We start from the raw sequence: 13,752 nt of genomic DNA, 5'->3' as shown, positions 1-13,752 counted from the left end.
AATGCGTATCAGGTTTTTAGGAGCGCTGTAATGCCTGACATCTATCACTTTTTCCAACAGCTGGTTAATGGCATGACCATTGGCAGCACGTATGCCCTGATCGCCATCGGCTATACGATGGTCTACGGCATCATTGGAATGATCAACTTCGCCCACGGCGAGGTGTACATGATCGGCTCCTACGTGGCGTTCATCGCCATCGCCGGGCTGGCCATGCTGGGACTCGACAGCGTTCCGCTGTTGATGACCGCCGCTTTCCTTGCAACCATCGTTGTCACCAGTGCCTATGGCTACAGCATCGAACGGATCGCCTACCGCCCCTTGCGCGGCAGCAACCGTCTGATCCCGCTGATCTCCGCCATCGGCATGTCGATCTTCCTGCAGAACACCGTTCTGCTGGCGCAAGACTCCAAGGACAAATCCATTCCCAACCTGATTCCGGGCAATATTGCCTTTGGCCCAGGTGGCGCACATGAAGTGCTGATTTCCTACATGCAAATCGTGGTGTTCGTGGTGACCCTGGTCGCCATGCTCGGCCTGACGCTGTTCATCTCCCGCTCTCGCCTGGGCCGCGCCTGCCGTGCCTGCGCCGAAGACATCAAGATGGCCAACCTGCTGGGTATCAACACCAACAACATCATCGCCCTGACCTTCGTCATCGGTGCCGCGCTGGCGGCCATCGCGGCCGTGCTGCTGAGCATGCAATACGGCGTGATCAACCCGAACGCCGGTTTCCTGGTCGGCCTCAAGGCCTTCACCGCAGCGGTACTGGGCGGTATCGGCAGCATTCCGGGCGCCATGCTCGGCGGGCTCGTTTTGGGTGTGGCGGAAGCCTTTGGTGCCGATATCTTCGGCGACCAGTACAAGGACGTCGTGGCGTTCGGCCTGCTGGTTCTGGTGCTGTTGTTCCGGCCAACCGGCCTGCTGGGCCGTCCGGAGGTTGAGAAGGTATGACTAGGAATCTTAAACAGGCGCTGTTCAGCGCCTTGCTGGTGTGGGCCGTGGCCTACCCGGTACTCGGTCTGAAGCTGACCATCGTCGGCATCAACCTCGAAGTTCATGGCACCAGCGACGCCACCCTGATCACCATCGCCGTGTGTTCGGTGCTGATGTTCCTGCGTGTGCTGTTCGACCAGCAGATCAGCTCGGCCTGGCGTTCGTCGCCAGGCATGCCGCTGATTCCGGCCAAGGCCAGCAACTTCCTGACCCTGCCGACCACGCAACGCTGGATCATCATCGCGCTGATCGCCGGTGCCCTGGTCTGGCCGTTCTTCGGCTCCCGCGGTGCGGTGGATATCGCGACCCTGGTGCTGATCTACGTGATGCTCGGCCTCGGCCTGAACATCGTGGTCGGTCTGGCCGGCCTGCTCGACCTCGGTTACGTCGGTTTCTATGCCGTCGGCGCCTACAGCTACGCGCTGTTGTCGCACTACTACGGTCTGAGCTTCTGGATCTGCCTGCCGATTGCCGGCCTGATGGCGGCCACTTTCGGCTTTCTGCTGGGCTTCCCGGTGTTGCGTCTGCGCGGTGACTATCTGGCGATCGTGACCCTGGGCTTCGGTGAAATCATCCGTCTGTTCCTGCGCAACCTGACCGACATCACTGGCGGTCCTAACGGCATCAGCAACATCGAGAAACCGACGTTCTTCGGCCTGACCTTCGAACGTAAGGCCGCGGAAGGCCTGCAAACCTTCCATGAGTACTTCGGCCTGGAATACAACTCGATCAACAAGGTGATTTTCCTTTACCTCGTTGCCCTGTTCCTGGCACTGGCTGCGCTGTTTGTCATCAACCGTTTGCTGCGCATGCCGCTGGGCCGTGCCTGGGAAGCGTTGCGTGAAGACGAAATCGCCTGCCGTGCGCTGGGCCTGAACCCGACCATCATCAAGTTGTCGGCCTTCACCCTGGGTGCGAGCTTCGCCGGTTTCGCCGGCAGCTTCTTCGCCGCTCGCCAGGGCCTGGTGACGCCTGAGTCCTTCACCTTCATCGAGTCGGCGATCATCCTCGCCATCGTGGTGCTCGGTGGCATGGGCTCGCAGTTGGGCGTGATCCTGGCTGCCGTGGTGATGATCCTGTTGCCGGAAATGATGCGTGAGTTCAGTGAGTACCGCATGTTGATGTTCGGTGCCTTGATGGTACTGATGATGATCTGGCGCCCTCAGGGTCTGCTGCCCATGCAACGTCCTCACATGGAGCTGCGCAAATGAGCCGCGAGATCCTTAAAGTAGAAAACCTGAGCATGCGCTTCGGCGGCTTGCTGGCGGTCAATGGCGTGGCCTTGAGCGTGAAAGAGAAACAAGTGGTGGCATTGATCGGCCCTAACGGCGCCGGCAAGACCACCGTGTTCAACTGCCTGACCGGCTTCTACAAGCCAAGCGGCGGCAGCATCCTGCTGGACGGCGAGCCGATCGAAGGCCTGCCGGGTCACAAGATCGCCCTCAAAGGCGTAGTGCGGACCTTCCAGAACGTACGGTTGTTCAAGGACATGACCGCGGTCGAGAACCTCTTGATCGCCCAGCATCGCCACCTGAACACCAACTTCCTGTCCGGCCTGTTCAAGACCCCGTCGTTCCGCAAGAGCGAGCGCGAGGCCATGGAGTACGCCGAATACTGGCTGGACAAGGTCAATCTGCGTGAGTTCGCCAACCGTCCGGCTGGCACCCTGGCCTACGGTCAGCAACGTCGCCTGGAAATCGCCCGCTGCATGATGACCCGTCCGCGGATTCTCATGCTCGACGAACCGGCCGCCGGCCTGAACCCGAAGGAAACCGAAGACCTCAAGGCGCTGATCAGTGTGCTGCGTGAAGAGCACAACGTTACCGTGCTGCTGATCGAACACGATATGAAACTGGTCATGAGCATTTCCGACCACATCGTCGTGATCAACCAGGGCACGCCCCTGGCCAACGGCACGCCGGAACAGATCCGCGACAATCCTGAAGTGATCAAAGCCTACCTGGGGGAAGCGTAAATGCTGCAGTTCGAAAACGTTTCCACCTTCTACGGCAAGATCCAGGCCCTGCACAGCGTCAACGTCGAAGTCCGTCAGGGCGAGATCGTGACCCTGATCGGCGCCAACGGTGCCGGCAAGTCCACGCTGCTGATGACGCTTTGCGGTTCGCCGCGGGCCCACAGCGGCAGCATCCGCTACATGGGTGAGGAACTGGTCGGCCAGGACTCCTCACAGATCATGCGCAAGAGCATTGCCGTGGTGCCGGAAGGTCGTCGGGTATTTTCCCGGCTGACCGTGGAAGAAAACCTGTCGATGGGCGGTTTCTTCACCGCCAAGGGCGACTATCAGGAACAGATGGACAAGGTCCTCGGACTTTTCCCACGCCTGAAAGAGCGTTTCAACCAGCGTGGCGGCACCATGTCCGGCGGCGAACAGCAAATGCTCGCCATCGGCCGTGCACTGATGAGCAAGCCCAAGCTGTTGCTGCTCGACGAGCCGTCGCTGGGTCTGGCGCCGATCATCATCCAGCAGATCTTCGACATCATCGAACAGCTGCGCAAGGACGGTGTGACGGTGTTCCTGGTCGAGCAAAACGCCAACCAGGCACTGAAAATCGCTGACCGCGCCTACGTTCTGGAGAACGGCCGGGTAGTGATGCAAGGCACTGGTGAAGCGCTGCTGACCGACCCGAAAGTGCGCGAAGCGTACCTCGGTGGTTGAGCTATTGCGCTAAAACAAAAAACGGCCTTTGCAGGCCGTTTTTTATGCCTGACACCTTTTCCACAACGTTGAAGATCCCTTGTGGGAGCGGGCTTGCTCGCGAATAGGGAGGGTCAGTTGATAGGGTTGTTGTCTGACACGCCGCATTCGCGATGCAAGCCCGCTCCCACAGGTTTTGTGCAATCCATTACAACCGGTCCAGCACCTCCCCACTACGCTTGAACCAGCCAATCAAATAATCCGCCAGCACCTGCGTACGCTTGGGCAAACCGCCCTGATACGGATGCACCAGGTACATCGGCATGCTGCGGGTCTGATAGTCGCGCAGCAGCCATCGCAAACGCCCGTCCGCCAGCTCCGCTGGCAAACAGTAGGAGGGCAGGCGCGCAATACCGGCGCCAACCAGTGCGGCTTTCTTCAACAGGTTGTAGTGGTTGCTGGCGAACGGCCCCGACACCCGCACCCGCAACAACTCATGCTGCTGGTGATACAGCCATTCTTCGCGGCCGCTGTAATGACTGTTGAGCAGGCAGCGATGTTCGGCCAGCGCCTGGGGTGTTTGCGGTTCACCGTATTGCTCCAGATAAGCCGGGCTGGCACAGGTCAGTTCCTGCCACGCCAGCAACGGGCGCGCGACCAGTCTCTGGTCAAGGGCCACGTCAGAGCGAATCGCCAGGTCGAATCCGTCCCGGGACAATTCGCGGTAGCTGTTGTTGAGCTCCAGCTCAATCTGCACTTGGGGATACTGGGTCGAGAACTCCAGCAACAGACCATCGAAGAAGGTTTCCCCGAGCGACACCGGCACCGTCATCCGCACCGGGCCGGCCATGTCGTCCTTCAGTCGCGCCAGGGCCTGGCGTGCCCGCTCGACTTGCACCACCAGCGCCTGGGCCTGGGGCAACAACGCAGCGCCAGCGGCGGTCAGGCTCAAGCGGCGAGTGGTACGTTGCAACAGCACCACGGAAAACTGCGCTTCCAGCTGGCTGATGCGCTTGGACAGCTGGCCTTTGCTGCAACCGAGCTGCTGTGCCGCCAGGGTGAAACTTCCCGCTTCGATCAATACGGCGAACGCGGCCAGGTCATCCATCTCGCTCATGGATTGTTTCCATTTGAAAACCAAAGGTTGCCTATTAGCTCGCTTATCTACGAAAAAAACCACCCTAAACTGATACCTCGTTCAACCCATACGAGGATCAGCCCCATGAAAATTCTTTTGATCGGCGCAAACGGCACCATCGGCTCGGCAGTCGACAAGGAACTGTCGCAACGCCACGAAATCATCCGGATTGGCCGCAACAGCGGCGATTTTCAGGTGGACATCAGTGACAGCGCCTCGATTCGCAAATTGTTCGAGCAGACCGGCAAGTTTGATGCGCTGATCTGCGCCGCCGGCAACGTGACCTTCGCACCGCTCAACGAGATGACCGAAGAAAGCTTTGCCCTGGGCCTGAAAGACAAGCTCATGGGCCAGGTCAATTTGCTGTTGATCGGGCGCGACTTCGCCAATAACGGTGCGTCGTTCACCTTCACTACCGGCGTACTCAGCCACGACCCGATTCGCAGTGGCGCCTCGGCGGCGCTGGTCAACGGTGCACTGGACAGCTTCGTTCGCGCCGCCGCCATCGAACTGCCGCGCGGTCTGCGGGTGAACTCGATCAGCCCCAACGTCCTGGTCGAAGCCATGGGCAAATACGCACCGTACTTCCGAGGCTTCAAGCCGGTGCCAGCACTGGATGTGGCCTTGGCCTACGCCAAAAGCGTAGAAGGCCTGCAAACGGGTCAGACCTTTCACGTAGGCTGAGTCGGTTCAAGCTCAATCAACCAACGTGGGCAATAGGTCTTTGGCGATGGCTTTCGGGATGGACACCTGGAACTGCGAGCCCAAGGCCGATTGCACCGTCGCCGTAGAAATCTTCCAGCCATTGATCGACAGCGTCAATTTCTGGCCTATCGACTCACGGGTAATGCGATGCATACGCTCAGCTGCCTCAGGACTGAGCGTTACATTCATCTCCAGCACCGAATGAAGTCTGTCGTGGTCCTTCAACAGCAACTCCATCCGGGTGAAGTCGGTAGCCGAAGACAAATTGATCTCGGCAGCATGACTGCCCGTGGCCCCCGTCATCACCAACAGAAACAACCCGATCTTCCAGCCCATTGCCTGTTTCATATTCGCTTCCTGCAAAAAAGCGGCAGCTTACCTTTGGCATCCCGATACTCGGCATCGGAATAATTCACAAGATGTTGCCGGAAATCGTCCTCTGCTTTGCCAGAGCCCCACTCCAGCCTTGTGATGAACGGTCAGCCTGAGTAACGTGGCAGCACTTGTCAGGAGACCCCAAGATGCGTGTTGCCCGTTCCTTAGTCCTCGTTGCCCTGCTTCCGCTGTTCGCCGCTTGCCAGTTGTTCGAGGGTGAGCGGCAGAACGCCTCCCATGTCGGCCAGACACGCATGCAAGGCCAGTTGACTGCAGCGGACGGCAAACTGCTGTTCCAGCCGTGCAACCAGACAGCCCGCTACGTGGTCAACGACACCGGCGGTACCAGCGTCCTGCAGCAGGCCGCCAGCCTGGCGGACAAGCAAGGCAAACTGTTTGCCGACGTGCGTGGACGGGTTGTGGCCGGCAGCGGTGGTGACGGCCAACTCGATCTGGAGCAGTTGTACCGCGTCGAGCGCTCGAGCAACGCGTGTGAGGATCCGAATTTCAAGCTGCTGATCCTGCGCGCCGCCGGCCACAGCCCGGAATGGAGCGTGAAAGTCAGTGGCAAAGGCATGGTCATCGACCGGGCCGGCCAGCCACCCTTGGCCCTGCCTTACGTCGAAGAGCAGCTAGGCGATGGCCGTTTCAACCTCAGCACCGAAGCCAACAACCAGCACATCGAACTGTGGGTTGCACCGCAACGCTGCGTCGACAGCAGCACCGCCAGCATCCAGCACATGAGCGCCGAGCTGCGCATCGACGGTCAGGTACAGCGCGGCTGCGGGTATTTCGGCGGATCGCGCGACGACTGATCGTTTAAGCCTCACGGGCCTGCGCCTTTGAGGCTTATAATCGCGGGTTTCAAACGCCCTGGCGCAGTTGTGCGCCCCGCGAACCGGATCCCGCCATGTTACGAATCACCGAACTCAAGTTGCCGATCGACCATCCCGATGAAGACCTGCGCCCTGCCATCGTGCAGCGCCTGGGGCTTGCCAGCGATGACCTGCTCGACTTCACCTTGTTCAAGCGCAGCTACGATGCGCGTAAAAAGTCCTCCGAGCTGTGCTTCATCTACACCATCGACCTTGAAGTTCGCGACGAGGCAGCGGTGCTGCACAAGTTCGCCGATGACCGTAATGTCAACGTGGCGCCGGATGTCAGCTATAAAATGGTTGGCCAGGCACCGGTCGACCTGAGCGCACGTCCGATCGTCGTCGGCTTCGGTCCGTGCGGGATTTTCGCCGGGCTGCTGCTGGCGCAAATGGGCTTCAAGCCGATCATCCTCGAACGCGGCACCGAAGTCCGCCAACGCACCAAGGACACCTGGGGCCTGTGGCGCAAAAGCGTGCTCAACCCGGAATCCAACGTGCAATTCGGCGAAGGCGGCGCGGGGACATTCTCCGACGGCAAGCTCTACAGCCAGATCAAGGATCCGAAGTTCCTCGGTCGCAAGGTCCTGCACGAGTTCGTCAAGGCCGGCGCACCGGAAGAAATCCTCTACGTCAGCAAGCCGCACATCGGTACGTTCCGCCTGACCGGCGTGGTGGAAAACATGCGTGAGCAGATTCGTGCACTGGGTGGTGAAGTGCGCTTCCAGCAGCGTGTCACCGACGTGCTGATCGAAGACGGCCAACTGGTCGGCGTCGAGCTCAATGGCGGCGAACAGATCCATTCGAAACATGTGATCCTCGCCCTCGGCCACAGTGCCCGCGATACCTTCCGCATGCTCCACGGCCGTGGCGTGTACATGGAGGCCAAGCCTTTCTCGGTGGGTTTCCGTATCGAGCACCCACAGTCGCTGATCGACCGCGCGCGGTTGGGCAAGTACGCCGGGCACCCGAAACTCGGCGCCGCCGACTACAAACTGGTGCACCACGCCAAGAACGGCCGTTCGGTCTACAGCTTCTGCATGTGCCCGGGTGGTACCGTGGTGGCGGCGACGTCCGAGCCGAACCGCGTGGTCACCAATGGCATGAGCCAGTACTCGCGTAACGAGCGCAATGCCAACTCCGGAATCGTTGTCGGCATCACGCCGGAAGTCGATTATCCGGGCGGCCCGCTGGCCGGTATCGAACTGCAGGAACGCCTGGAATCCCACGCCTTTGTGCTGGGTGGCAGCAACTACGAAGCCCCGGCGCAACTGGTCGGCGATTTCATCGCAGGCAAGCCGTCCACCGAACTGGGCAGTGTCGAGCCGTCCTACAAGCCAGGCGTTGCCCTGGGTGATCTGGCGCTGGCACTGCCGGCGTTCGCCATCGAAGCGATTCGCGAAGCCTTGCCGGCGTTCGAGAAGCAGATTCGTGGCTACTCGCTGCACGACGCGGTGTTGACCGGCATCGAGACCCGCACCTCCTCGCCGCTGCGTATTACCCGCAATGAGTCGATGCAGAGCCTGAACGTGAAAGGCTTGTTCCCGGCCGGTGAAGGTGCCGGTTATGCGGGCGGGATTCTGTCGGCGGGTGTCGACGGGATTCGGATTGCAGAAGCAGTGGCCCGGGATATCCTCGGTCTCGACGCCTGATACCAGCCTGATGTGGGAGCGGGCTTGCTCGCGAAGGCGGTTTCACATCCAACATATGTGTTGGCTGATCCACCGCTTTGGCAAGCAAGCCCGCTCCCACATTTGATCTTCTGTGTGTCAGATATTGGCGCGCAGAACCGAGTCCGGCAGCGGCTCACCCCGCTCCACCGTCGCCGCGACCGCAGCCATCAAACCACTCAACTCATACCCCTGGGCCTTGAGCCACTGCGGATCGTAATAGGTCGTGGCGTAGCGTTCGCCGCTGTCACACAGAATCGCTACCATCGACCCCGTCTCCCCTGCCGCTTTCATGTGCTGAGCGGCCATCAGGGCGCCGATCAGGTTGGTCCCGCTGGACCCGCCCACATGGCGTCCCAGACGTTCCGCCAGGTAATGCATGGCCGCCAGTGACAGGGCATCCGGCACCTTGACCATGGCGTCGATCACCTTGGGCAGAAACGACGCCTCCACTCGCGGCCGGCCAATGCCCTCGATGCGCGAACCGTGGTCCAGTCGCAGGCTGGCATCGCCAGTCTGGTAGTAATCGAAGAACACCGAACGCTCGGCATCGGCACACAGCACGCGAGTGCAATGCTGGCGATAACGCACGTATCGGCCCAGTGTGGCCGTGGTGCCTCCGGTACCGGGGCTGGAAATCAGCCAGCTCGGCTCGGGATGCTGCTCGAATCGCATCTGCTGAAAAATCGACTCGGCAATATTGTTGTTCGCTCGCCAGTCGGTGGCGCGCTCGGCGTAGGTGAACTGATCGATGAAGTGCCCGTCGTGCTCACGAGCCAGACGCTCGGACTCGGCGTAGATCTGGGTCGGGTCGTCGACCAGATGACTTTGGCCACCGTAGAAGGCGATCTGCGCGATCTTTTCCTTTGAGGTAGTCGCCGGCATCACCGCAATGAACGGCAAGCCCAGCATGCGCGCAAAGTACGCTTCGGAAATTGCCGTGGAACCGCTGGAAGCTTCAATGACCGGCGCACCGGGTTTGAGCCAGCCGTTACACAGCGCATACAGGAACAGCGAACGGGCCAGGCGGTGCTTGAGGCTGCCCGTGGGGTGGCTGGATTCATCCTTGAAATACAACTCGATGCCCGGAAAACCCGGGAGCGGCAAGGGGATCAAGTGGGTGTCGGCGCTGCGCTGGTAATCAGCTTCGATGATCCGGATCGCCTCGCGGGACCACTGTCGGTTGTCGCTCATGATGGTTTTCTCGTTGAATCGGGCAAGAGTTGGCCTTTGTACAAGGCCCATCCAGCCAGCTTAGGAAAAATCCTGCATCCGGCACAGGTACAGCTGCGATCCAATACGTCCGACAACTGCTAGGCTCAGCTCGCTGGCGTCGGATCACTCTGTAACGGGATATAACAAAAAAGAATATAACTTTTGTTTTAACAACTAACAGTACTTGTTAGGGTGTAACACCTTTTGAATTCACAGATGGAGAGCGACCTTGCCTCTGCGTAGCACTTTCACGCGTTTCTTTCAGTTGGAAGCTGCCAGCGGTCTGTTACTGATCGCCGCTGCCGTTCTGGCTCTGATCATCAACAACTCACCGCTGTCGTGGCTGTACAACGGCCTGCTGGACACTCCAGTGGTGGCCCAGGTCGGCGCGCTGAAAATCGCCAAGCCGTTGCTGCTATGGATCAACGACGGCCTGATGGCCCTGTTCTTCCTGCTGATCGGCCTGGAAGTGAAGCGCGAAGTCCTCGACGGCCAGTTGTCCAAACCGTCGCAAATCGTCCTGCCTGGTGCGGCGGCCATTGGCGGCATGGTGGTGCCGGCGCTGATCTACTGGTACCTCAACCGCGACACGCCAGCGGCCCTCAACGGCTGGGCAATCCCGACCGCGACCGACATTGCCTTCGCCCTTGGCGTGCTGGCGTTGCTTGGCAAACGGGTTCCGGTTTCGCTGAAACTGTTCCTGATGACCCTGGCGATCATCGACGACCTCGGCGCGATCATCATCATTGCGATCTTCTATTCCGGTGCGCTGTCGACCCTCTCCCTGGCGCTGGCGGCAGCCTGTATCGCGGCGCTGATCGGGATGAACCGGCTTGGCGTAGTCAAGCTCGGGCCGTACATGATCATCGGCCTGATCCTCTGGGTCTGCGTGCTCAAGAGCGGTGTCCACGCCACGCTGGCCGGCGTAACCCTGGCTTTCTGCATTCCGCTGCGCACAAAAAATGCCGAACCTTCGCCACTGCTGGCCCTGGAACACGCCCTGCACCCGTGGGTCGCCTACGGCATCCTGCCGCTGTTCGCCTTCGCCAACGCCGGCCTTTCCCTGAGCGGCGTCACCGTCGAAAGTTTCACTCATCACGTTCCCATGGGTATCGCCATCGGGCTGTTGCTGGGCAAGGCTGTCGGTGTCTTCGGCCTGACCTGGCTGGCCGTGAAAACCGGTATCGCCGCCCTGCCCCAAGGCGCCAATTGGGGCCAGATATTGGGCGTAGCGATTCTCTGCGGTATCGGTTTCACCATGAGTCTGTTTGTCGGCTCACTGGCCTTTGAACCGGGTGTAAGCGATTTCGCCGGAATGGATCGCATGGGAATCCTGACCGGTTCGATTCTCGCCGCGCTGATCGGTTATGGGGTGACCGCGATGGCGAGTCGCAAGAGCTCTGGCCTGGCCTCCTGATAAACCGCGAAAACAAAAAACCCGATCAGTCACCTGATCGGGTTTTTGTTTATCCGGTGTTTGCGCTTAGTGCGAAACGCGGCTGGTGCCATTCACACTGGCGATGCGAACACGCTCGCCAACACGGAACACTTCGTTCGGCTGAACTTCCTGAACGTAGGCGCGCATGCTGCCATCGTCTTCGCGCACAGTGATTTCCACGCCCTGGGTGCGGGTCATACCCTCTTCTGCGGCCGAACCGATCAGGCCGCCAGCGACTGCACCGATGACCGCAGCAACGATACTGCCTTTGCCGCCACCGATGGCGCTGCCGCCAACGCCGCCAACCACTGCGCCTGCAGCGCCGCCGATCGGGGTTTTGGTGCCTTCGATTTTCACCGGACGCAATGCTTCGATGGTACCCATGCGAACGGTCTGCACGCGACGCGCCTCGTCACGGGAGTAGGAGTCACCGGTCAGGCTCGATTGGCAACCAGTGAGCAACATCGCCATCGTGGAAAAGGAAGCAACCAGCAGAACAGACTTACGCATAGCATCAACTCCAAAGAAACAGATGTTCATTAAACTCCGCAGCTTGACGCTTGTCACGGCACCGCTCGGGTAAAATTGCTTTGATTCAGGCTCCGTTAAGGCGCCTCCACGAACTCACACAGTAACGGCAAAATCGGAAAGCCGCCCACGGGCCAAGGATTTTCATGGACTACTTTATCATCGTCGTCACGACGGTTGCCGGTTTGTACTTCCACTGGTGGCTGTACGTACGGATCAAACGCTGGATGGACCGCGACCTGGCGCTAGCGCTGGCGGGCAAGGACGAGCAGAAAAAAGCCTTCATGCTCGAACAGTTGGCGAGTGCCCAGGCGCAGAAGATCAAGCGTCGAGACCTGCCCAAGTGGCTGGAGGCCGCTGCGGCAGGCTATCCCGATCGGTAGACTGCTCAGGGTGCCAGGCGTTCAAGAATCCAGTCGGCGCCCTGCTGGCGGTAATTGAGGCGGTCGTGCAGGCGGCTTGGGCGGCCCTGCCAGAACTCGATGCGCTCCGGCAACAGGCGATAACCGCCCCAGTGTTCCGGGCAATGCGGCTGGGTGTCGCTGAAACGTTGCGCGGTGTCCTTGAGCAGCGCTTCGAGCTCGCCACGATCGGCGATCACGCGGCTTTGCGGCGATGCCCAGGCTCCCAGGCGACTGCCCAGAGGACGGACCTGATAATAGGCATCGGACTCCTCAGGCGTCACCTTCACCACCCGCCCTTCGATGCGCACCTGACGCTCCAGCGCCGGCCAGAAAAACGTCATGGCCGCGAACGGATTCGCGGCCAGATGCTGGCCCTTGGCGCTTTCGTAGTTGGTGAAGAAGGTGAAACCCAGTTCGTCCAGCCCCTTGAGCAACAGAATGCGACAGTGCGGTCGACCGTCCTGGTCGACGGTGGCCAGGGTCATGGCGTTGGCCTCCACCGGCGCCTGTTCGGTTTTCACCGCGTCGGCGAACCAATGGTGGAACAACGCAAACGGCTCGGCCGGGGCTTGCACCTCGGTCAGGCCATCACGGGTGTAGTCACGACGCATATCAGCCAGGCCCTGGGTCATGGCGCATTCCTTTTGGTTAACGGATCACTGCTTTGCAGTATCAGTGGCGACGACTTTCTTGTCAGCCGTGGAGGCTTTGGCTGGCGTGGTTTTCTTCGCCGGCGTTGCGGTTTTCGCAGGTGCTTTCTTGGCCGCCGTTTTTTTCGCCGGGGCTTTTTTCGTCGCTGGAACAGCAGCCTTTTTAGTCGCCGGGGCCGGTGTCACAGGCTTGGCGACCGGCTTGACGTCAGCGGCTGCAACCATGTTCACAGGGGCTGGGGCCGGCATGTTGTACTTGCTCAGCAGCGCGACCATGGTGTTTTGCGGGGTCACCAGCAGTTCCACACGGCGGTTCAACGCACGGCCTTGCGCACTGTCGTTGGCGGCACGCGGCGCATCACCGCCCAGGCCACGCAGCATCAGGCGATCACGCTGCAAACCACTGAGACGGAAAATCGCCGCAACGGACTGGGCACGCTCCTGGCTCAGCTTGACGTTGGCAGGCGCCGCGCCCGACGTATCGCTGTGGCCGAGGATCAAGACAGCGGTCTTTGGATCGGCTTCAAGGATCTTGGCAACGCGGGTAAACGGACCGAGCGTGACCGGCAGCAGCATGGCCGGGCGGTCAGGGTTGAACGAGCCCTCGACCGGCGCCGTCACCACCAGCACGTTTTCGCGGCGCTCGAGTTGCAGGTTGCTGTCCTTGACCGCCTCGCGCAGACGCGGTTCGTAGTCGTCAAGCCAGGCCTGGGTGACTTTCGGGTCGGGCATCGGCACGACCTTCGAGGCGCTCTGCTCGTTACCGCCGAACGGCCACCACCACTTGCTGCCATTCTCGGTTTCGGCCTTGGCCTTGGCCACCGCCACGGGTTTGACTTCAGGTTTTACCTCCGGCTTGACCACAGGCTTGCCGGCGCTTTCGTCAGAACCGAACGGCCAGTACCAGTGGCTGCCGCTTTCAGTCTTGGCGACAGGTGCCGTCGCGTCTTTCTGTGGAGTCTGTGCGCAACCGGTAATGGCGAAGCACAGGGCCAAGGCGAGGGTTTTATTGGATGACATTGGATATCCACAAGAATGAAGTCAAAAAAATCAGGCCACGTCGGCCCGCACAAACTGATGTTTTGAAACTGAAAAGGCTATAGGG

Annotated in this window: 15 protein-coding genes; 9 read left to right on the top strand and 6 right to left on the bottom strand. The window is 60.3% G+C overall.

Annotation, left to right across the window (positions count from 1 at the left end; all coding sequences use genetic code 11):
* Positions 1-30: 30 nt before the first annotated feature.
* Genes livH through KSS91_RS06795 form a run of 4 tightly spaced genes read left to right on the top strand, consistent with a single transcriptional unit; the run spans position 31 to position 3,673 of the window.
* Complete coding sequence (gene livH / locus KSS91_RS06810) at positions 31-954, top strand: high-affinity branched-chain amino acid ABC transporter permease LivH (protein ID WP_007976647.1); 924 nt, start codon at positions 31-33, stop codon at positions 952-954.
* Positions 951-2,207 carry a high-affinity branched-chain amino acid ABC transporter permease LivM gene (locus KSS91_RS06805; RefSeq protein WP_126049740.1) on the top strand — a complete coding sequence of 419 codons (1,257 nt, stop codon included), beginning with the start codon at positions 951-953 and terminating at the stop codon, positions 2,205-2,207. Before livH ends, KSS91_RS06805 begins: the two co-directional genes overlap by 4 nt.
* Positions 2,204-2,971 carry a high-affinity branched-chain amino acid ABC transporter ATP-binding protein LivG gene (gene livG, locus KSS91_RS06800; protein ID WP_007976644.1) on the top strand — a complete coding sequence of 256 codons (768 nt, stop codon included), beginning with the start codon at positions 2,204-2,206 and terminating at the stop codon, positions 2,969-2,971. Before KSS91_RS06805 ends, livG begins: the two co-directional genes overlap by 4 nt.
* Positions 2,972-3,673: an ABC transporter ATP-binding protein gene (locus KSS91_RS06795; RefSeq protein ID WP_015093834.1), complete on the top strand. Its 702-nt coding sequence runs from the start codon at positions 2,972-2,974 to the stop codon at positions 3,671-3,673.
* Between the two features lie 187 nt (positions 3,674-3,860).
* Here the strand turns inward: KSS91_RS06795 and KSS91_RS06790 are convergent, their stop codons facing one another.
* Entirely contained in the window at positions 3,861-4,769 is a 909-nt protein-coding gene (locus KSS91_RS06790; protein ID WP_217837411.1) for a LysR family transcriptional regulator, read from the bottom strand.
* A gap of 105 nt (positions 4,770-4,874) precedes the next feature.
* Between KSS91_RS06790 and KSS91_RS06785 the strand changes: the two genes are divergently transcribed.
* Positions 4,875-5,474, top strand: a complete 600-nt coding sequence (locus tag KSS91_RS06785) for a short chain dehydrogenase (protein ID WP_217837410.1) — start codon at positions 4,875-4,877, stop codon at positions 5,472-5,474.
* A 12-nt stretch (positions 5,475-5,486) separates the two neighbouring features.
* Here KSS91_RS06785 and KSS91_RS06780 read toward each other — a convergent pair whose 3' ends face one another.
* Positions 5,487-5,843: a SecDF P1 head subdomain-containing protein gene (locus tag KSS91_RS06780; RefSeq protein WP_095965093.1), complete on the bottom strand. Its 357-nt coding sequence runs from the start codon at positions 5,841-5,843 to the stop codon at positions 5,487-5,489.
* A 173-nt stretch (positions 5,844-6,016) separates the two neighbouring features.
* Between KSS91_RS06780 and KSS91_RS06775 the strand changes: the two genes are divergently transcribed.
* Positions 6,017-6,685, top strand: coding sequence for a COG3650 family protein (locus KSS91_RS06775; protein WP_217837409.1), 669 nt, complete (start codon positions 6,017-6,019; stop codon positions 6,683-6,685).
* Between the two features lie 95 nt (positions 6,686-6,780).
* Positions 6,781-8,394 carry an NAD(P)/FAD-dependent oxidoreductase gene (locus tag KSS91_RS06770; RefSeq protein ID WP_217837408.1) on the top strand — a complete coding sequence of 538 codons (1,614 nt, stop codon included), beginning with the start codon at positions 6,781-6,783 and terminating at the stop codon, positions 8,392-8,394.
* Between the two features lie 117 nt (positions 8,395-8,511).
* Here KSS91_RS06770 and KSS91_RS06765 read toward each other — a convergent pair whose 3' ends face one another.
* On the bottom strand, positions 8,512-9,609 hold the full coding sequence (locus KSS91_RS06765) for a PLP-dependent cysteine synthase family protein (protein ID WP_172435695.1): 1,098 nt from the start codon (positions 9,607-9,609) through the stop codon (positions 8,512-8,514).
* A 247-nt stretch (positions 9,610-9,856) separates the two neighbouring features.
* On the opposite strand from KSS91_RS06765, the gene nhaA reads away from it, so the two are divergent.
* A complete protein-coding gene (gene nhaA, locus KSS91_RS06760; RefSeq protein ID WP_217837407.1) occupies positions 9,857-11,044 on the top strand; it encodes a Na+/H+ antiporter NhaA in 1,188 nt (395 codons plus the stop codon).
* A 66-nt stretch (positions 11,045-11,110) separates the two neighbouring features.
* Here the strand turns inward: nhaA and KSS91_RS06755 are convergent, their stop codons facing one another.
* On the bottom strand, positions 11,111-11,575 hold the full coding sequence (locus tag KSS91_RS06755) for an outer membrane lipoprotein (RefSeq protein WP_007971612.1): 465 nt from the start codon (positions 11,573-11,575) through the stop codon (positions 11,111-11,113).
* A gap of 164 nt (positions 11,576-11,739) precedes the next feature.
* Between KSS91_RS06755 and KSS91_RS06750 the strand changes: the two genes are divergently transcribed.
* Positions 11,740-11,976, top strand: a complete 237-nt coding sequence (locus tag KSS91_RS06750) for a hypothetical protein (protein WP_217837406.1) — start codon at positions 11,740-11,742, stop codon at positions 11,974-11,976.
* Positions 11,977-11,981: 5 nt separating this feature from the next.
* On the opposite strand, the gene pdxH is transcribed toward KSS91_RS06750, so the two are convergent.
* Positions 11,982-12,629: a pyridoxamine 5'-phosphate oxidase gene (gene pdxH, locus KSS91_RS06745; protein WP_217837405.1), complete on the bottom strand. Its 648-nt coding sequence runs from the start codon at positions 12,627-12,629 to the stop codon at positions 11,982-11,984.
* A 24-nt stretch (positions 12,630-12,653) separates the two neighbouring features.
* Positions 12,654-13,667, bottom strand: a complete 1,014-nt coding sequence (locus KSS91_RS06740) for an OmpA family protein (RefSeq protein ID WP_217837404.1) — start codon at positions 13,665-13,667, stop codon at positions 12,654-12,656.
* Positions 13,668-13,752 lie beyond the last annotated feature (85 nt).

The sequence above is a fragment of the Pseudomonas azerbaijanorientalis genome, from assembly GCF_019139795.1.
GTDB lineage: Bacteria > Pseudomonadota > Gammaproteobacteria > Pseudomonadales > Pseudomonadaceae > Aquipseudomonas > Aquipseudomonas laurylsulfatiphila.
The sequence above is the reverse complement of the archived record's forward strand: the minus strand, read 5'-3'. Positions and strand labels throughout refer to the sequence as shown.